This is a genomic window from Pseudoalteromonas sp. NZS100_1, assembly GCF_015864285.1.
In the GTDB taxonomy this organism is placed as follows: domain Bacteria; phylum Pseudomonadota; class Gammaproteobacteria; order Enterobacterales; family Alteromonadaceae; genus Pseudoalteromonas; species Pseudoalteromonas arctica.
Genome location: NZ_JADYXN010000035.1, coordinates 20,265 through 40,434, shown reverse-complemented (window position 1 = coordinate 40,434; position 20,170 = coordinate 20,265). Strand labels below are relative to the sequence as shown.

At 39.8% G+C, this 20,170-nt stretch carries 18 protein-coding genes; 4 read left to right on the top strand and 14 right to left on the bottom strand.

What is annotated here, in order from left to right; all coding sequences use genetic code 11:
* Window positions 1-858: 858 nt before the first annotated feature.
* A complete protein-coding gene (locus I6F66_RS18195) occupies window positions 859-1,716 on the bottom strand; it encodes a tetratricopeptide repeat protein (RefSeq protein ID WP_101162966.1) in 858 nt (285 codons plus the stop codon).
* A gap of 111 nt (window positions 1,717-1,827) precedes the next feature.
* Between I6F66_RS18195 and I6F66_RS18190 the strand changes: the two genes are divergently transcribed.
* Window positions 1,828-3,138 carry a M20 family metallopeptidase gene (locus tag I6F66_RS18190; RefSeq protein ID WP_165739816.1) on the top strand — a complete coding sequence of 437 codons (1,311 nt, stop codon included), beginning with the start codon at window positions 1,828-1,830 and terminating at the stop codon, window positions 3,136-3,138.
* Between the two features lie 76 nt (window positions 3,139-3,214).
* On the opposite strand, the gene I6F66_RS18185 is transcribed toward I6F66_RS18190, so the two are convergent.
* From I6F66_RS18185 to pomA, 4 genes are all read right to left on the bottom strand, one after another.
* On the bottom strand, window positions 3,215-5,155 hold the full coding sequence (locus I6F66_RS18185) for a DNA topoisomerase III (protein ID WP_165739814.1): 1,941 nt from the start codon (window positions 5,153-5,155) through the stop codon (window positions 3,215-3,217).
* A 70-nt stretch (window positions 5,156-5,225) separates the two neighbouring features.
* Window positions 5,226-5,714, bottom strand: a complete 489-nt coding sequence (locus I6F66_RS18180) for a hypothetical protein (protein ID WP_024593682.1) — start codon at window positions 5,712-5,714, stop codon at window positions 5,226-5,228.
* A 151-nt stretch (window positions 5,715-5,865) separates the two neighbouring features.
* Complete coding sequence (locus tag I6F66_RS18175) at window positions 5,866-6,786, bottom strand: flagellar motor protein MotB (RefSeq protein WP_007587113.1); 921 nt, start codon at window positions 6,784-6,786, stop codon at window positions 5,866-5,868.
* A 2-nt stretch (window positions 6,787-6,788) separates the two neighbouring features.
* Window positions 6,789-7,556 (bottom strand): flagellar motor protein PomA, encoded by a 768-nt coding sequence (gene pomA, locus I6F66_RS18170; RefSeq protein ID WP_007587114.1) that lies wholly within the window; start codon window positions 7,554-7,556, stop codon window positions 6,789-6,791.
* A 320-nt stretch (window positions 7,557-7,876) separates the two neighbouring features.
* Here pomA and I6F66_RS18165 point away from each other — a divergent pair, with 320 nt between their 5' ends.
* The 3 genes from I6F66_RS18165 to dxs all read left to right on the top strand — a co-directional run bounded on the left by I6F66_RS18165 (window position 7,877) and on the right by dxs (window position 10,977).
* The gene (locus I6F66_RS18165) at window positions 7,877-8,119 is read left to right on the top strand and encodes an exodeoxyribonuclease VII small subunit (RefSeq protein WP_002961738.1); all 243 of its coding nucleotides are present in this window, start codon (window positions 7,877-7,879) and stop codon (window positions 8,117-8,119) included.
* Window positions 8,120-8,121: 2 nt separating this feature from the next.
* Entirely contained in the window at window positions 8,122-9,009 is an 888-nt protein-coding gene (ispA, locus tag I6F66_RS18160) for a (2E,6E)-farnesyl diphosphate synthase (protein ID WP_007587115.1), read from the top strand.
* Between the two features lie 105 nt (window positions 9,010-9,114).
* Complete coding sequence (gene dxs / locus I6F66_RS18155; protein ID WP_197209542.1) at window positions 9,115-10,977, top strand: 1-deoxy-D-xylulose-5-phosphate synthase; 1,863 nt, start codon at window positions 9,115-9,117, stop codon at window positions 10,975-10,977.
* A 73-nt stretch (window positions 10,978-11,050) separates the two neighbouring features.
* Here the strand turns inward: dxs and I6F66_RS18150 are convergent, their stop codons facing one another.
* The 9 genes from I6F66_RS18150 to nrdR form a co-directional block, all read right to left on the bottom strand.
* On the bottom strand, window positions 11,051-14,137 hold the full coding sequence (locus I6F66_RS18150; RefSeq protein ID WP_024589765.1) for a ligand-binding sensor domain-containing diguanylate cyclase: 3,087 nt from the start codon (window positions 14,135-14,137) through the stop codon (window positions 11,051-11,053).
* Window positions 14,138-14,175: 38 nt separating this feature from the next.
* A complete protein-coding gene (locus I6F66_RS18145) occupies window positions 14,176-14,661 on the bottom strand; it encodes a phosphatidylglycerophosphatase A (protein ID WP_007587120.1) in 486 nt (161 codons plus the stop codon).
* A complete protein-coding gene (gene thiL / locus I6F66_RS18140; RefSeq protein WP_165739811.1) occupies window positions 14,658-15,632 on the bottom strand; it encodes a thiamine-phosphate kinase in 975 nt (324 codons plus the stop codon). The genes I6F66_RS18145 and thiL overlap by 4 nt, the downstream gene beginning before the upstream one ends.
* Before the next feature lie 45 nt (window positions 15,633-15,677).
* Window positions 15,678-16,088: a transcription antitermination factor NusB gene (gene nusB / locus I6F66_RS18135; RefSeq protein ID WP_024599862.1), complete on the bottom strand. Its 411-nt coding sequence runs from the start codon at window positions 16,086-16,088 to the stop codon at window positions 15,678-15,680.
* Between the two features lie 15 nt (window positions 16,089-16,103).
* Window positions 16,104-16,568: a 6,7-dimethyl-8-ribityllumazine synthase gene (gene ribE / locus I6F66_RS18130; RefSeq protein ID WP_007587130.1), complete on the bottom strand. Its 465-nt coding sequence runs from the start codon at window positions 16,566-16,568 to the stop codon at window positions 16,104-16,106.
* 100 nt (window positions 16,569-16,668) lie between these two features.
* Complete coding sequence (ribBA, locus tag I6F66_RS18125) at window positions 16,669-17,781, bottom strand: bifunctional 3,4-dihydroxy-2-butanone-4-phosphate synthase/GTP cyclohydrolase II (protein ID WP_165739809.1); 1,113 nt, start codon at window positions 17,779-17,781, stop codon at window positions 16,669-16,671.
* 29 nt (window positions 17,782-17,810) lie between these two features.
* Entirely contained in the window at window positions 17,811-18,464 is a 654-nt protein-coding gene (locus I6F66_RS18120; RefSeq protein WP_166419234.1) for a riboflavin synthase, read from the bottom strand.
* A gap of 27 nt (window positions 18,465-18,491) precedes the next feature.
* A complete protein-coding gene (ribD, locus tag I6F66_RS18115) occupies window positions 18,492-19,616 on the bottom strand; it encodes a bifunctional diaminohydroxyphosphoribosylaminopyrimidine deaminase/5-amino-6-(5-phosphoribosylamino)uracil reductase RibD (protein WP_165727307.1) in 1,125 nt (374 codons plus the stop codon).
* 2 nt (window positions 19,617-19,618) lie between these two features.
* Entirely contained in the window at window positions 19,619-20,068 is a 450-nt protein-coding gene (nrdR, locus tag I6F66_RS18110; RefSeq protein WP_006794272.1) for a transcriptional regulator NrdR, read from the bottom strand.
* Window positions 20,069-20,170: the final 102 nt, after the last annotated feature.

The window sequence follows — 20,170 nt, the reverse complement described above, 5'->3', positions numbered from 1 at the left end:
GCCGAATAATTACCGAAATAACTATTCTGTTGGTCACTCAGTTTTCAATTGAGACTCTAATTTGTTTGCCTCGCTACCTAAGTAGGTTGGCTGTTAGAACTCAATCTGTACGAGTGCCCACACAGATGATTGCTTTATATTGTTAAAGAACGTTTTGAGTCGCTTTAGCGTCTCAAGGGATGCGAATAATACACCCTTTATTTTTCGAGTCAACACTTAATTTTAAACTTTCTTTCGACAATTTAAAACCGAAGTTTTACTTAACTCTCTGAGTTGTTCCTGCCTCGCTATGCGTTGGCGTTTCCCGTCTCAGTGGGGTCGCATTATAGGGAGCGGCGGATTTTACGCAAGCGTTATTTGCATAAAATAGTAATTAAAATTAAGCCCCAAGCAAGCACACATGATAAGCACAAGTTACCCACAAAAACCTGTTGATAACTCTTGTTTTTACATAGCTAAACCATTCTATAGCTTTTAATTAAAACCTTAAAAATGCAAAAAGCACCTTATTTAGGTGCTTCTCAAAAGTAATAGTTATTAGAATCTAGGGTCTGTTTATCTTTCAAGGTTAAATTTGCAGCAGCCTGTTTAGTATTCAGGCAAGGCAGAGCCTATGTAGTGTGGTTACTCCCCATAAATAAGCGATAACGTAGCATTAATGCCAAACAGGCGCTGCCCAAAGGGTTCTTCCTAGGGGCTATTTACTCTTTGTTACTCGGTTTTTACTTATTCTTACATGGATGTAAGCCAGTAGGGTAACGCAGGAGCAATTACCGAGCCCGCTAGGTTACAAATCTCGCGCCGCGATTAAACACCCCCTAGTTTGAACAAATTTTAATCCGCAAAGAGCAACAGACCCTAGTATAAAATACTATATAACTTGCGACGATACTTTGCTGCGAGCGCATCACCATCGGGTAAAGAGGCAATAATGGCTAAAAAGCTTGGTTTCGCTTCATTGAAATTCAGATCTTTTTGCAGCACTGTAAATAGTATATCCAATGCTTCTTCTTTTCTGCCTGCTTCATTGAGTAAAATACTGAGCTCTTCTTTTAATTCTAGGTCATTTGGGTACTTTTCTACTTGTTGTTGCTTTTCTTTAATCTCTGGTGAGTCTTTTGCTTCAAGCGCAGCTTCGCATTTTGCTTTTATATTATTAAAGTAAGCATCTTGCTCTTGTACGTCTATTGTATTTATAAGCGCTTGGGCTTCATCTACCTTGTGAATTTGAATACATATGTCTGCAAGCACTAATTTGATGCGTGCATTACCGCTGTCTATTTCATAAGCTTGCTTTGCATAATTAAATGCAGCATTTAAATCTGACTTTAATAACGCTTGTTTTGCTTGCTCTAACAGTAAGTCTTGTTGCGCAGGTAAATGCTTTGCTAGGGCTTCGCGTATTTGTGCCTCACTTTGAACACCTGCAAGTAAATCTACTGGTGCAGAGTCTTTTAATAATACAAGCGTAGGCAGAGTTTGAAGACCAACTTGTTGCGCAAGTTGAGAAGCGAGTGCTTGCTCTGCATCGCAATCTAGGTTTGCTACTACTATATAGCTTGCATATTCAGCCGCTACTTTATCTAAAATTGCAGCCTGTCCGATGCAGTCAGGACTTTGAGGAGAGAAAAAGTTAAGCAACACCAATTTTTGCTGTGATGTTTCACCGAGTACTTGTTGAAGGTTTTGTGCATTAATACTAACTATGTTGCTCATTGAATTGATTGCCATATTCATCTATTTAGGTTTTTATATGGTGGTGAACATAATAATTACAAGTCATATACCTAAATCATCCGGTATACATATTCAACAATGAGGGAAAACATGAAATTAACTTATCTAAGTGCAATACTTTTATTAGCAAGCCCATTAGTACAAGCAAATGGACTCGATTTGAATTTAAGCAAAGCCATGCCAGCTATAGAAAAGTTTTACCTCGATTTACACCAATCGCCAGAGCTTTCTTATCACGAACAAGAAACGGGTAATAAAATAGCGGATAAATTAACTCAGCTGGGTTTTAAAGTAACAAGTAATGTAGGTGGCTTTGGTGTTGTCGGCATTTACAAAAACGGAAACGGTCCAACCGTGATGATCCGTACTGACACCGATGGCTTACCTATTATAGAGCAGACAGGAAAATCCTATGCCTCAAAAGTTAAAGTAATTGACGAGCATGGTGCTAAAGTAGGTGTAATGCACGGTTGTGGCCACGATATTCACATGAGCTCTTTTATTGGTACTGCTGAGCAATTAATAGTACACAAAGATCAATGGAAAGGCACTTTGATGATGGTTGCACAGCCTGCCGAAGAAGTTGGTGGGGGTGCTAAAGCCATGTTAGGCGAAGGACTATTTAGTAAATATGAAAAACCTGATCATATAATTGCGTTACATGTAAGTGCTAGCGTCCCCGCTGGTAAGATATCAATGAAAAATGAATACACTATGGCAAGTGTAGATTCTGTCGATATTACAATAAAAGGTAAAGGTGGTCATGGTGCTTATCCGCATACAACTATAGACCCTGTGATTATAGCTGCACGCACAGTACTTGCTCTGCAAACAATCACAAGCCGAGAACTTTCACCGCTAGAGCCTTCGGTTATTACGGTTGGGTCTATTCATGGTGGCTCAAAACATAATGTGATTTCGGATGAAGTAAAACTACAACTCACTCTCAGAAGCTATAACCCAAATGTTAGAAGTGCTCAAATAGCAGCAATAAAACGAATCACGGCAGGTATTGCACAAAGTGCTGGCCTAAATGAATCAAACTACCCTGTAGTATATGTACATGAAGATGAATCTATTCCATCTACTTATAATAACCCTGCACAAACAGACATTGTTAGAAACTCTATTGCCAGCGCAATTGGTGATACTAATGTGCTTGAAACACAAGCTGTAATGGCGGGTGAAGACTTTGGCCTATACGGACGCACCGATGAAAATATCCCGATTACCTTATTTTGGCTAGGAGGTGTAAACCAAGCACAATATGCAGATTCGATAAAAACAGCTGAAGTACTCCCTTCCCTACACTCTAGTAAATTTGCACCAGATTATAAAGTTGCTATCCCTACCGGAATAAAAGCAATGAGTAACGCTGCTGTTGCTTTATTTAATAAGTAACCTGAATTCTGGATAATAAATCTATCTCAAGTAGAGTTCAGGTTAAGTAATATCGTTTAATAAAATGGCTCTGTAGCTAACTAGCAACAGAGCTTTTTTTATAACTCGACTTTTTAAAGGTCGCTTTTCCACCTCGTTTAGCAAAGCGTTTTTTAGGTGAGCTTTTTGGTAACCTTGCAAATGCATTGCTATCGCAGTTTGCTGCTAATTGTACAAACCCATTTAGCTCAGCAAGTAAAGGCTGTAAAAATTGCTGATAACTCATTACTTGCTGCGCGATATCACCTAAGCTCGATTCCCACTTTGCGGTTAAATCAGGACTCGCTAAACCTTGTGGTAATACGCTAATAAGGGCAAGTCCCGTTTCGGTCGCTCTAATTGACTTACCTTCACGTTTTAAAAAGCGCCGCTTGAATAGCAACTCGATTATTCCCGCACGTGTTGCCTCAGTCCCTAAACCATCAGTGTCTTTTAATACTTTTTTAATTTGTGGATCTTTAACATAACGGCTAATGCCCGTCATCGCAGCCAATAATGTAGCGTCGGTAAAATAAGCAGGAGGTGATGTATGCTTTTCGACCACTTCGCCTTGCTCACAAAAAAGAGGCATACCTTTAGTTAAAGGAGGTAACGTAGCTTCATCTTTTAATTCAGACTTACCCATTAATACCTTAAAGCCCAGGCTTACATCTTGTTTTGCATTTGCTTTAAATAATCCGCCAGCGATTGTTATCTCTGCTTTAGTTTCGTTATATATATAGTCGGGATAAAACTGAATTAGGTAATGGCGGCTTATTAATTGATATACCTTCGCTTCGTCACCGTTCAAACTCGCTGACTTTAACTGCTTAGCCGTAGGCACAATGGCATGATGCGCAGCCACTTTTGAATCGTTAAAACATTTACTACGCTTTTTTACATCAGCCCCGTTTACTAATTCACTGCTTTGCCCACCATTAGCACTTATAGCTTTAAAAATAGCTGATGCATCTTGATGGTGATCTTTAGGTAAATAACGATTATCCGAGCGTGGGTAAGTAATTAATTTATGACGTTCGTAAAGTATTTGGCAAATATCCAACACTTTTTGAGCTGGCATACCAAATGCTTTAGCCGCATCTATTTGCAGTGCAGATAGGTTATACGGTAATGGAGCACTTTGTTTTTTTTGTTTTTGGTCAAGTGAAGTAAGCTCAGCACTTTGCTTTGTAATGCGTGAAGCAACATTTTGTGCGAGTGCTTTGTTAAGTATTCGCCCTTCTTCATCTTGATGTGGCTCACATGCTTTACTAGGAACCCACTTAGCTATGAATGGCTGGTTATCTGGAGTAAGTAAATGCGCCAGTACATCGTAAAAAGGCTTAGATACAAAGTGTGCTATTTCGTTATCTCTATTAACAACAAGACCTAAAATAGGGGTTTGTACTCGCCCTACCGAAAGCACATTACCAAACCCTGCTTTTTGCCCAGCTAGTGTGTATGCACGTGTTAAATTCATACCAAATAGCCAATCAGCACGAGAGCGCGCTAAAGCAGATACACTTAACGGAATAAAATCTCGATTAGAACGCATAGTACCCAGTGATTTTTTTACCGCCGATAAGTTTAAATCACTAATGAGTAAACGTTGCGTACTCTGCTTTTTAGCCTGACTTATTTTAGCTTCTTCAATTACTTGATCGACTAGTAGCTGGCCTTCACGGTCTGGATCGCCAGCGTGAATAAGTTGCGAGGCTTGTTTAATTAATTTTTTTAAAACAGTGAGCTGTTTGCGAGTTTTGGTTTTGGCTTTTAACTTCCACTGTTCAGGTATTATAGGTAAGTGTTCAAACTGCCACTTTTTAAAGCGCTCATCGTAATCATCGGGTTCTGCTTGTTCTAGCAAATGTCCAATACACCACGACACACAATCGCCATTAGCGACTTCTATATAACCATCATATTTTTTATGTGGTTTTGGTAACGCATCAGCAATAGCGCGTCCAAGTGAAGGTTTTTCTGCAATGTAGAGTTTCATAGCCTGCTCATCACTGTTTATATAAACAGTAGTCTAGCACAGCTATTTTAAAGGAGGGAACTTTTTGTAACTATTGGCTAGCTGGGCTTTTTTTGTCTTTTGTTAAAATATAAATAAGCGGAAGATAACAAACAACAACGGTGCCTATATTAATAAATGGCAATAAGGTTTTATAAATGTATGTACTATAAGAAAGATCCCATAAATGGCGGTCGACTAATCTAAATAGCTGTAAAATTGGTGCCATAATAACAACCAATTGACCTAATACGCATTGCCATAAATAAACCTTATCTTTTAAACCCAGATATGCGATGAGTGCCATCCAAGCAATATCATTAAAGGCCCAAACAAGGTATCGATAAACATAAATCCCATTATCAAACTCTTTCAAGTAAGGATGAATAATGGTTCCATATAAAAAAAAAGCGGCTGTAATTAAAGCGAAACGCAGGGCCAAATAATCTTTTCTAAAATAAAAGATGAAAATAGCAGGGCTTAAAATAAACACCCAACTAGTATCTAATATCAATATAGTCTTTAAAAACCATTCAGGCATTAGAGTTAATCAAGTTTTTTTTCATCATCGTCATTACCACCGCCATTTCCTGGCATATGACTAAACTTATCGACCTTTTTCATAAACTATTCCGTTACATTTGTTAAAGAAAGCATACTTTATGATAAATAAGTGTGTTTGCCAATAAAAGTTATCTTACATCTATAGGAGCTGACTCTTTTGCTTTACCTTGTAATATAGATATTTCTACTCGGCGATTCCTGCGGCGATCTTCATCGGTGTCATTCGGTACAAGTGGTCGTGTTTCAGCTCGACCAACCACCATCATTCGGGTTTTATCAAATCCTTGGACTTTTTGCAGTTCACTTGCAACGGCTACAGCACGCTTTGATGATAGGTCCCAATTATTAATATATAACTCATTCGATACCTGAAAATCATCTGTATGGCCAGATACTGTTATTTCACCGGGTACATCTTTTAACAGCACACCGATATCTTGAATTATAGGTTTAAACTTAGGTTGTAAAAATGCACTACCTGAAGGAAATGAACCATTCTCTCTAATGCGAATAATTATTTGCTGCCCTAAAGACTCAAGCTCAATTGCGCCATCGATTATTTGCTTTTCAAGCTGCTGCGCTATCTTTTTAACAAGCTCGTTAGTTTGCTCCTGATCGGCTGCTGAAGTTGCTTGCTCAGAAGATTCTTCTTGTGAGGTACTACGAGATTCGCCACCGCGTTTATCCCCGCGCTGTTCTTGCCTGCCGCCTGCTGAGCTTTCATCGCCAGCCTGAAACTCTAACATTTGTTGAGTCATTTCGACTGTTTGCTGCTGAATGGTTTCTATTGGGGTTGGCTCTGGTTTACCTGGGGTAAACTCCATGGCAATAACAGAGGTCCCTTTAGGGATGTCTTTTACTTCAATTTTATTCTGCACACCAAAAGCAAACTTCATAGAGCCCGCAATTTGTTTAAACTTAAGTACATCCATTTCTGAAAACGCGAGCAAGAGTACAAAAAAGCACATTAACAGTGACATTAAATCGGCAAACGTTCCCATCCATGCAGGTAGACCTGGTGGTGGGCATTTGCACTCTTGATCAGACATAGTTACTCCTCGGTATCTACTTTGCGTTTAGATTCAGCTAAGTAATTTTTCAAAATACCTTCGATTACTTTTGGATTCTGACCATCTTGTATACCTAAAATAGCATCCAAAATTAAACGCTGATTCATAGCTTCCTCATCTTTACGCAGTTCAAGTTTTACCTGAATAGGAATTGCCACTACATTGGCTAAAAACGCGCCATATAAAGTTGTTAATAGTGCTACTGCCATTGCAGGACCAATTGCCTTCGGGTCATCCATGTTAGACAACATTGCAACCAAACCAATTAGAGTACCAATCATGCCCATTGCAGGCCCTATATCAGCTAACGACTTAAATAAACCCGCGCCCAATTCATGGCGAGTCGTAGTTAGAGAAATATCTTTTTGAAGTGTAGCGCGAACTACATCTGCATCATGGCCATCAACGAGCATATCGACGCCTTTGCGCATAAAGGGGTTTGGAATTTCAGCTTCTTCGAGTGCTAAAAAACCGCCTTTACGAGCTGAATCAGCAAGTTCTACTGCTTTTTCGATAAGTATTTCTGGCGTTTCGATTTTAAACATAAACGCTTTGGCAACAACTTTACCTATCCCCAAAAATTGCGACATAGTGAAGTTTGATAAAACAATAAAGAGTGAACCACCAAATACAATAACCACAGACGGGGTATTGTAAAACATAGCCATTTCACCGCTACTACTCATAAACATAGACATGACAATTAAGCCAATTGCGCCTAGGATCCCGATTATGGTTGCTAAATCCACATTTCCTCCAGAAGTTTCATGCTTAATGGCCTTATCATAAACTTTTATTATTAACTGCTTATCGGCAACATATTGAATTGCTTAAGCCATTTTTATAAATAAACATAAAAAGCAGCCTTTAGCACTATCTTAGGTCAAGTTATAAGGGCTACCTAATTATCAATTGATTTATTAAACCAACAGACCGCTATTAAGGCTTTATTAATGCACTTGAAATATAATTTAACGTTATAAAGGTAAAAAACCAATATCATCCTTTGACCTAGTTTAGCATTCCCCCTAAAATTGACCCTAAATTTATTATGTAAGCTGAAATAAAGATGGCGACTAAAAAACCTGAAAACTTAAGTTTCGAACAAGCACTAGAAGAATTATCTACAATCGTTAGTGACATGGAACAAGGTGACTTATCGCTTGAGCAATCGTTAAAGCAATTTGAGCGTGGAATTGCATTAGCAAGTGCTTCATCAGGGAAATTACAGCAAGCAGAACAAAAAGTATCAATTTTGATGGGGAATGGCGAAAAGTCAGTACTTACAAATTTTGATAATGATATGGAATAGCTGTGAGCATAAAAAATCATATTGAACGTGCTCAAAAAGATGTAGTAGCGACCTTACAACAGCATTTTAACCAGCCTCTAGATACAGAAGAAACGGTAAAGAACGCCACCCAGTATGGATTATTTAATGGCGGTAAAAGATTACGTCCATTTTTAGTTTATGCCACAGGTAAAATGCTCGGCGCAAACCATCAAGACTTAAACGTACTTGCTGCTGCAATTGAGTGTATTCATAGCTATTCGTTAGTCCATGATGACTTACCAGCAATGGATGATGACGACTTACGCCGCGGACGCCCTACTTGTCATATAGAGTTTGGCGAGGCAAATGCAATTTTAGCCGGTGATGCTCTTCAAACTCTTGCTTTTGAGCTTATTGCGAATCACAAATTTGAATGCTCATCGCAAACACAAGTAAAAATGATTGCTACACTTGCCCATGCATCAGGCCTTCAGGGTATGGTTGGCGGACAAGGCCTTGATATAGCAGCAACTGATAAAGTAATTACCGTACAAGAGCTTGAGCGAATACATAAGCTAAAAACCGGGGCTCTAATTAATTGCGCAATTACACTTGGTGCACTGTGCAGTGAAAAGGCTGATCAACAAACCTTAGAAAATTTAAGTGTTTTTGGGTATGCTATAGGGCTAGCATTTCAAGTACACGACGACATTTTAGATGTTGAAGGCGATACAGTTATTTTAGGAAAGCCACAAGGCTCCGATATTGCCGCGAATAAAGCGACATATCCGGCGTTATTAGGTATGCTAGGCGCTAAAGAAAAGGCGCAGAATTTAATACAACAAGCCCATGAAGCGTTAGCAAATATAGATGCTGACACAACACTTCTTGCGTCGCTAGCAAATTACCTAATTGAGCGTGACCACTAATTTTTGCTCATACGTATTGCAATTAGCACTGACATTATTACTCAACATTAATTATTCGTAAAAGCTTTGGATTAATTAATGTTAGCGAAGGATATATATAAAACCATGACACTTGATAGTAGCAAGTATCCATTACTTAATTTGGTTGACGAGCCAGCCCAATTGCGTGACTTAGCGCAAGACAAACTCCCTGCATTTAGCAATGAGCTGCGCGATTATTTACTCAACTCAGTATCGCAAAGTAGCGGTCATCTAGCGTCTGGTTTAGGGACGGTTGAACTAACCGTTGCGCTGCATTATGTTTATAACACTCCAGACGATCGCCTAGTTTGGGACGTGGGTCATCAAGCTTATCCGCATAAAATCCTTACTGGTCGTCGCGAGCAAATGCACACTATTCGTCAAAAAGACGGTTTACACCCTTTTCCTTTTCGCGATGAAAGTCAATACGATACGTTTAGCGTAGGCCATTCAAGCACGTCTATTTCAGCTGCTTTAGGCATGTCTATTGCCGCACAAAAAGAAGGTAAAGGTCGAAAGTCTGTTGCCATTATTGGCGACGGGGCTATAACCGCAGGCATGGCATTTGAAGCGATGAATCATTTAGGTGATGTAAAATCAGACATGCTTATTATTTTAAATGATAACGAAATGTCGATTTCTGAAAATGTTGGCGCATTAACAAATCACTTTGCCCGTATTTTATCGGGTAGCTTTTATACTAACATTCGTGAAGGTAGTAAAAAGTTACTCTCAGGTGTACCTCCTGTAAAGCAACTTGCCAGTAAAATGGAAGAGCACATTAAAGGCATGATGATCCCGGGTACCTTCTTTGAAGAATTAGGCCTAAATTATATTGGTCCAATTGATGGTCACGATGTAAACATGCTTGTTGATACGCTACGTAATATGCGTAATTTAAAAGGCCCACAGCTTCTACATATAAAAACACAAAAAGGTAAGGGCTATAAACCAGCTGAAGCCGATCCTATTGGCTACCATGGTGTACCAAAATTCGATCCGAGCACAACTAGTCTGCCTAAATCTAAACCTAGTGCTGCTACTTTTTCAAAAGTATTCGGTGATTGGTTATGCGATATGGCCGAGCAAGATAGCAAGTTAATGGCTATCACGCCTGCAATGCGCGAAGGCTCAGGCATGGTACGCTTTTCTAAAGAACATCCAGATCAATATTTTGATGTCGCCATTGCTGAGCAACATGCTGTTACTTTAGCTGCTGGTTTTGCCTGTGAAGGTTTAAAACCTGTTGTTGCTATTTACTCAAGCTTTTTACAACGTGCGTATGACCAATTAATACATGATGTTGCACTGCAAAACTTACCTGTATTATTTGCCATTGACCGCGCCGGTATTGTTGGAGCCGATGGTGAAACTCATCAAGGCGCATACGATTTAAGTTTTATGCGCTGTATTCCAAATATGGTGATTATGGCGCCAAGCGATACCAACGAGTGCCGTCAAATGCTGTACACCGGCTATAAAGCAAATTGCCCAGTTGCTGTTCGTTACCCTCGCGGTAGTGCAGGTACTGCAGACATTGAAAGCACTATGCAACTGCTTGAAATAGGTAAGGCAGATACAATTAAGAACGGCAGTAAAATTGCCATTTTATCGTTCGGTACATTACTTGAAAATGCACAGCTTGCTGCAGATGAATTAGATGCAACGCTTGTTAATATGCGTTTTATTAAACCACTTGATACCGCACTTTTAAATGAGCTTGCAACTAGCCACGATGTAATTGTTACGCTTGAAGATAATGCGATTGCTGGCGGTGCCGGCTCTGCAGTTAACGAATTCTTAGCAACGCAAAAAGCTGATATTAATATCCTTAACTTAGGTATTCCTGATGAGTTTATTAAACACGGCACCCAAGATGAAATGCACGATGAAATGGGGTTAGGCGAGCAAGGAATATTAACCGCTATTAAAGCGTTTATTAATTAACTTCCTATACATCTAAAGTTGAGCATATTAAAAAAGGAGCCTAGGCTCCTTTTTTAATATCAAATATTGCTGATCAGCGCATCCACACTTTAATATCAGCTAGGCCATTGCTTTGTAAAATACCTAATTGTTGATCAACGTTAGAATTTTGTTCAAACTCAAATGCATCAAGCTGATCATCAAACGTAATATTTGCAACACCATCACCACCGCGCTTTTTAACTTGGTGTAGTGAAATATCAGCTAGGTTAATAGATGTTTCCCAGCTAATTACCTGCCCACCCAAAAGTGGTAATGGATAAAATGACCAACCAATTGATGCCGTGATATTAGTTGTTTTTCCATTTGGTAATTGGAATAAATTAGCCGCTATTACTTTACAAAGATCTGAAGCATAGCTGTCTATTTTATTGCATTTAAAATCACGTAATAATAGTAAAAACTCATCACCACTCCAACGTGCCACATAGTCAGAGCCCTGCGTACGCGAATTTAATAATGCAGCCATTTGCTGTAAGCAGCTATCACCTGCAATTGGGCCATAGGCATCATTGATACGGCTGAAATTATCAAAGTTAATAATTACCAGCACCAGTGACTTGCCTTGTGCCTGCAGCGATTGTGAATTACGTTGAAAGTGTTCAATATCTTTAGGGAGTTGATCAAACAAAAAGCGACGGCTACGCAGCCCTGTTAACTCATCTGAGTGACTAACTAATTTAAGCTGTGAATTCACTTGGCCTAATTTATCATTAGCTTGACGAAGCTCTAAGGTACGCTCGGTGATCAAGCCCTCTAATGCTTCTTGTTTTCTACGCTCTTGCGCTCTAAACACCCAAAAAATAAGGTAGAAAAGCAAAATAAAGCCACTGGTAATTAAAAGCCTAAAGTAAATAGTTTCGTCAAAGCGCTCAGGCACTACAAAACCGTATTCTACTTCTTGCGCTTTAGTCCAGTCTTCACCTTGGCGCTTCGCTTCTAATTGAAACAAAAACGAGCCTGGAGGCAAGTTAGTATAAATAGCTTCACGTCGCGTATTAGCATAGCGCCAGTCACTATCTAAGCCACTTAGTTTATATCTAAATTCAATACTGTTTGGTGCATAATAATCAATAGCTGTGTAAGTTAGCGTTATATCACGCTCGTCTGTTTCTAATGATGGTTTTTTACCAAGCGCAGCGGTGGTTAAATGACGAAGTGGTGTTGTTATTGTTTCTATTGTTGGCTTTAATGCAAGCACACCAAATAGCTCTACATTTTTAGGTATTTCAACAACACCTTGTAAGCTTGGGTACCAAATAGAATTGCCGGTGTCTGCTACCGCATCATGCCCAAGTCCACTACAACATTGATTCGCTTTACCATCGAGTTGACGGTCAAAAGATGAAATCACTTCTTCAACTTTTAAGCTTTTTATCTCTGTTTTAAATTGCTCTACAGGCATTCTGTAAACACCTTTCATGGTGCTTACCCAAACATGTTTTAACTTTTCATCATATTCTAGGCTAAATATAGACCCATACGGTAAACCATTAGCTGCATCGAGTTGACGCCACTGCCCTTGCGTACTTCTGTAAAAAAGCCCATCGTTAAGAGAGCCGATTAAAATACCCACGCCATCTATATGTAGCACGCTAGTTACGTATGCACTTTCAAGTGTTGTTTGGTCACCAATTTTTTCAATGCCACGGTCTGTAAAGTAATATGCGCCTTTACTAGTACCAATCACACCAAAGTTTGTTTTATCCAATACGTAGGTAATAAACTTACTACCTAAAAAAGCGTTATATGCAAAAGGCGTTAAACCAGCATAATTTAATCGATATAAACCGCGTCCGGTACCAATCCAAAAACCGCCTTTACTAGAGCGACTTATTGCAAATACCGGGTTATCGCGAAGCGCTCGACCAGGGACGGTATAAAGTGTCTTGTTTTCAAAAACAAATAAGCCGCGCCCCGTGGCTATATATAATCGCTCACCATCGAATTGTAGATCGTGTACTGACGCGTATCCATATTTACTACTTGGAACTAAATTAATAAAACTTTTATCTAAATCGAAATAACCAATGCCGCTTTTGTTAGCAACCCACAGTTTTCCATCTGGAGCTTGGCTAATAGCCATAACAGACTCGGTCATATCTGAAACTGCTGAATGCCTTTCTACCCGCCCTTCATGGGCAAGCCATAAGCCTTCACTAAAACTTGCTAACCAAACGTTATTTTTATCATCTCTAAAAATATCAGCAAACCATATGCTTTGATCAAGTTGGCTTGGTTCTACCCATTGCCACTCACCGGTTTTATCTCTAAATAATAAACGTCCATAAGTCGAAACCCATAAGCCACCATCGGTATCACTCATAAACTTATAAACGGCTGAGTTATTTGCATTTGGTAAAGGAAAAGGTCTTAGTTCGTCATCTAAATCTAAAAAGTATGCACCTAGCTCAGAGGCTATATACAAATTACCGTTTAAGAATGATAAATCGTGCACTATGGTTTGCGCTAAGCGCTCTGGTAACGATATTTTAGCGGTAAGCTCTAAACGTAGTTTAGAGAAATCTGATGAGTTTTTAGTAAGGCGTAATAAATGACGATCATTAACTAGCCAAATACCTTCTGGAGAGAGTGCCATTTGGCTAACAGAGCCAACAATTTGGGTAATTACGGTAGCATTAACAATAGGTAGGGGGCCATTTACTTGAGTGCGTAAATCAACTTGCCCTCTATCTACATAGTATAAACCATTAGCCGCAATCCATATGCTGCCTTTGGAGTCCTCAAGAATATCTCTTACTGGACCTTTAATATTAAACTCTTGTGCTGCAAATGTGGCAGGATTAATAACTACCAAGCCACTTTTAGTACCTACCCATAATAAGCCACTAGAATCGACTAAAAGTTTATTAATACCATTACTAGGCAAGAACGGGCTATTTTGCGTGTTGTAGTTTGTAAATGTTGTGCCATCAAAACGGCTTAAGCCAAACTGAGTACCAAGCCACATATAGCCTTGCTGGTCTTGTACTACGCTTTTAAGTGATTGCGAAGGTAGACCATCTTTTATATTCCATTGCTTAACTACGTAATCACTAATTGAAGCCCAACTTGGTGTCGCGCACAACATCAGTACACAAACCAGTAAAAATCGCATCATATTGCTGCCACCTAGTTAAACAAATCAAATATAAAAAATTAAAAGGGTAGTAAACCCACTTTTATTAGCGCCTGTAAGCATATAAGCGAAAAAACGCCCGCAAGTATATCATCGGCCATAATACCTAAACCACCATGTACTCGTTTGTCTAGCATACGGATTGGGCCAGGTTTTGCTATATCAAAAAAGCGAAATAACAAAAAACCAACGAGTAATGTTTGCCAGCTAAGTGCTGCACCAATCATTGTAATGTAATAACCTGCCACTTCATCCCATACAATAGCAGGATGGTCGTGCACGCCTAAATCATCAGCCGTTTTACCGCAGGCCCATATACCAAATATACTGATCACTACGGCAAACACAATTTGCAACCATAGCGGATAATACATAGTCATAAAAATGAATGGCAGTGCAGCAAAAGTGCCAAATGTACCAGGTGCTTTAGGGGCTAACCCAGTACCAAAACCCAAACCAAAAAACTGATGTGGGCGCTTTAGATTAAACTTTCGGTTTTTGTTCAAACCAGCTCCTTTGCAAAATGCTCAAAACCTTGCTGCTTAAAATCAAACTTTTCACCGTTGTGTAAAAGTTCAATTTGACCATCGCCACTTTTAATTTGGCCTATGCATGTTGCATCTACACCATATTGACGCAGTTTTATATCTAGCATACTTTTATTGCTATCAGGTACAGTAAAAATCAATTCGTAATCATCACCGTAACTTAGAATAAATGGCAGCTGCTGATTAAAATCAAGGCTTGCTTGCATTGCATCTGAAGTCGGAATACTTTCAATATTCACAACTGCATTTACTTGCGACATATCAAGTATATGACTTAAATCAGCGATTAAACCGTCCGATACATCAATAGCCGATGATGCAAGGCCTCGCAATACCTGCCCAGCAGCAACACGCGGTGTTGGAAAGTCAAAGCGCTTATTTAAGTACTTTAAATGCTCTGGCTCAATACTTATACCTTGTTTGCGAGACTCAATTGCAAGTCCAGCGTCACCTAGCGGACCTGTAACATAAATCCAATCACCCACTTTCGCACCACTACGGCGAAGTGCAGTCCCTTCTGGTACAGTCCCTTTTGCACAAATAGTGATAGTTAATGGACCCTGAGTAGTATCGCCACCTATAATTTGCACATTAAAGTATTCTGCAATTTCATGCATGCCTTCAGTAAACTCTTCAATCCACTTTGGGTCAATACTTGGCAAGGTTAACGCAACTGAAACCCACGTTGGCTCAGCGCCCATGGCCGCTAAATCACTTAAATTAACAGCAAGCGCTCTGTGGCCTAATGCACGAGGGGAAATATCATCAAAAAAGTGTACGCCAGCAACAAGAGTATCTGTTGTAACGGCAAGTTGGCAGTTTTGTGGAACGGTTACTAAAGCGCAATCATCCCCTATACCTAGGTTTACATCACGACGGGTGATCCCGCGACCTTTAAAGTAGCGGTTAATTAATTCAAATTCCTTCATACACAAAAAAGCCGGCCTATGCCGGCTCCCCTCTTTAACGGTTACTTACTTGCGTAAATGCTTAACAGCTTTATCAAGTACACCGTTTACAAATTTATGGCTGTCTTCAGCGCCAAATATTTTGGCCAGCTCGATACCTTCGTTGATAGCAACTTTATAAGGTACATCGTCGCGGAACTTAAGTTCATAGCTGCTTAAACGTAAAATTGCGCGCTCAACCATATCTAAGTCATTAAACGGACGTGTTAAATGTGGCGATACAGCTTCATCTAGTTGCTTGTAATTTACAGCAACACCTGTCGCTAGGTCTTTAAAGTATTCAACATCAATTTTAGTAACGTCTGTTTCGATCAACATTTGTTGTTCGATATCGGCAATTAAATTGCCACTTATTTGCCAAGAATAAACGGCTTGGAGTGCTAAGATACGTGCTTTACGTCTTGCTGCTGGTTTCACAAAAATTCCTTAAACTTAAATTTTATCTAACACATTAACCATTTCAAGCGCGCCTAAAGCAGCTTCGCCGCCTTTATTGCCCATTTTGGTGCCAGCACGCTCAATTGCTTGTTCAATGCTTTCTGTGGTTAATACGCCAAATGCAACCGGGATATCATACTCAAGTGATACTTGCGCAAGACCTTTGTTTGATTCGCCAGCAACTAGGTCAAAGTGTGGTGTACCACCTCTGATCACTACGCCTAATGCGATGATTGCATCATACTCTTTTTTTGCCGCAACGCGTTTAGCCGCTAAAGGTAATTCTACCGCGCCTGGTACATAAATAACGGTAATGTCGTCATCAGATACGCCGCCAGTGCGTTTTAGCTCATCAACAGCACCTGCAAGGAGGCTGCTGCCAATAAAGTCATTAAAACGAGAAATGACAATGGCAAATTTCTTGCCTGGAGCGTACTTACTACCTTCAATAATTTTCATTTGATAACCCTAAAAATAAGTTCAAGCGGTTGCGATTGCGCAAAAATTGCTGCGCATCATACCATAAAAATAAAATAATAGCCTAGTTTAAGCGTGATGCTTATTGTGGCTCAATGTAATCAACAACTTCTAAATGAAAGCCCGAAAGTGCATGATACTTTTTAGGACGACTCATTAAACGCATCTGTTTAATTCCCAGATCTGCAAGTATTTGCGAACCTACGCCAACAGTACGAGATGTACCTTTGAATTTACGTGGCGTAACGCTTTCGCCAACATCAGCTGCTGCAAATGCTTTTACAGTTGCCTCTAACTCTTCAGTGCTTTCTTGCTTACCTAAAATAACTAAAGCACCTTCATTTTTAGCAATATAGGCCATTGCTTCAGAAAGGCCCCAGCTGCGGTCAGCACTTCTGTCTGAAAGTAGGATATCGTTAAAAGTGCTTTGCAAATGTACACGTACATTTGTCGGTTCTTGCTCTTTTATGTCGCCATTAAGCAATACGTAATGTAATTGGCCGTCAATTGTGTCTTTGTAAGTCACTAAATCAAACTCACCGTGAACAGTAGGCAACTTACATTTTGCAACTTGCTCAATTGTCGTTTCATTTAAGTTACGGTATTCAATTAAATCAGCAATAGTACCAATTTTAATATCGTGCTCTTTAGCAAACACTTCTAAATCAGGGCGACGCGCCATGGTGCCGTCAGCATTGAGTATTTCAACAATAACTGATGATGCTTCAAGCCCAGCTAAACGTGCTAAATCACAGCCAGCTTCAGTATGTCCTGCGCGAGTTAATACGCCACCAGGTTGTGCCATAATTGGAAAAATATGACCAGGCTGAACAATATCAGTTGGCACTGCGCCTTTTGCTATAGCCGCTTGCACTGTGCGCGCTCTATCAGCAGCAGAAATACCGGTTGTAACACCTTTTGATGCTTCTATCGACATTGTAAAGTTAGTCGAAAATGCAGCACCATTGTTTTTAACCATTAACGGTAAATCAAGTTGCTCACAACGATCTTGTGTCATGGTTAAACAAATTAAACCACGGCCATGAGTCGCCATGAAGTTAATCGCTTCAGCGCTAATATGCTCAGCAGCTATTATTAAATCGCCTTCATTTTCTCTATCTTCATCATCCATTAAAATAACCATTTTACCGGCTTTAATATCATCGATGATTTCTTGTGCGCTGTGTAAATTCATAAATTTGCTCGTGTAAGTTATCAGTTTCGTTATTTAATAAAACCCGCTTTTGCGAGTAAGCTCATCGAAATATCAGAGCCCGTTGGTTGCTCTGCACCTTTTATAAGGCGCTCTAAATAACGTGCAATTTGATCGACTTCTAAATTAACTTGAGTACCTACTTTAAAATGAGCAATTGTGGTCTGCTCACTCGTGTGTGGGACAATTGTTAATTTGAATTTATTGCCCTCTACAGCGTTTACTGTCAGGCTTATACCATCAATACATACCGAACCTTTGTACGGAATGTATTTCATTAAATTTTCGTCGGTTGTAAGCCAATATTCTGTTGCTCGCGCATTTGCTGCAATACTTGTGATAGTCGCAATGCCATCAACATGGCCAGATACTAAATGACCGCCCAAACGCGAAACTGGTTGCATGGCTTTTTCAAGATTAACCGTTTGCCCTAAAGCATAGTGAGCAAAACCGGTTAAACCAATCGTCTCGTTAGATAAATCAGCACTAAAGCCGTCAATATGTTTATCAACTACGGTTAAGCAAACACCATTGGTTGCAATGCTGTCGCCTAGCTTTACATCTTTCATATCAAGATCAGCACTTTGAATGCGAATAGCTAAGTCGCCTTGTTTTTTTTGTAATAAAGCAATTTTGCCTGTGGCTTCTATTATTCCAGTAAACATAGCGCTACTCTTTTTTATTAAGTGGTTTTAATGAGCTTTTAACGCGGTGATACGTAAATCGTCACCAATGCGCGCACATTCATTAAATGTTAAATTAACGGTGTTTTGCATACTCGTCAATTCAGGAAAATTAACTAAACTTTTTGCATCATGGCCCATTAATTTAGGCGCCAAATAAAAAACAAACTCGTCAACTAAATCAAGCTCTGTCATTTTACCAGCAAGTGTTGCTCCGCTCTCAAGCCAAACATTATTAAACTGCAGTTGCCCAAGCTTTTCTAAAACAGCCTGTAAATCAACTTTACCGTTACTTTCACTTACTTCAATATGCTTTACAAAATGCGGCCATTGCAGGGATTTATCAACCTTAGTCGTAAATATAATTACATCACTTTGGATTTTAAATAAAGCAAGGTCAGGTGTTAAGCGATTTTGAGAGTCAATTATAACACGCACGGGCTGGCGAAGCGGTAAATCGGTAGGTAACGTGCAAGGCAACTCGCTTAGTCGCACATTAAGTTTAGCATCGTCTACTAACACGGTATCGGCACCGGTTAAAATAGCGCAGCTTTGCGCTCGGTATAACTGTACATCTTGGCGAGCTGCGGAACTTGTGATCCACTTACTTTGCCCATTTTTAAGCGCTGTTTTACCATCTATGCTTGCTGCCATTTTACAGGTCACATAAGGTAAGCCTTGTTCCATTCGCTTAAAAAAGCCAACGTTAAGTGCGCGAGCTTGTGATTCAAGTAATCCATAAGCAACGTCAATACCGGCGTCGCTCAGTATTTTAAGGCCTTTGCCTGCAACTTGTGGATTTGTATCAACCATAGCAGCAATTACTTTTACTACGCCTGCCTTTTTTAAGCCTTCAGCACACGGTGGCGTACGCCCATAATGACTACAAGGTTCGAGCGTTACATAAGCGGTAGCGCCTTGTGCACTGTTGCCCCCCATAGCTAACGCGTTTACTTCAGCGTGCCCTTGGCCTGCTAATTGATGAAAACCCTCACCAATTATTTGATTGTTTTTAACTAATACACAGCCAACATTAGGATTAGGCGTTGTAGTAAACCGCCCTTTTTTGGCAAGTTCTATGGCGCGTGCCATATACATTTCGTCTTGTTCGGTAAAAATAGTTTGGCTTTGCATTGTTACTCCCCTAAACGGGCAATTTCTTCGCCAAATTCGCGTATGTCTTCAAACGAGCGATAAACAGAAGCAAATCTTACGTACGCAACTTTATCGAGTTTTTTAAGTGCTTCCATAATACATTCGCCCACCAAATGGCTTGAAATTTCTCGCTCACCCGTTGCGCGTAGTTGTGATTTTATTATATTTACAACTTCATCTACTTGCTCTGTACTCACTGGGCGTTTTTCGAGTGCGCGATTTAAGCCATTTAAAAGCTTATCCTCGTTAAACGGTTCCCGGCTGCCATCTTGCTTAACAACGCGAGGCATAACCAGTTCAGCGCCTTCAAATGTAGTAAAGCGCTCGTGGCAATCATTACATTCACGACGTCTGCGAACTTGATGGCCTCCGCCTACAAGGCGTGAGTCAATTACTTTAGTATCTTTTGCGGTACAAAATGGACAATGCATAACTCGGTACTTCCGTTTTAAAACAAAAAAGACCGCTAAATAGCGGCCTTTTATCTTAGCAAAAAACTAAACAGTTGTGATCTAAATTACTACTGCTTATGC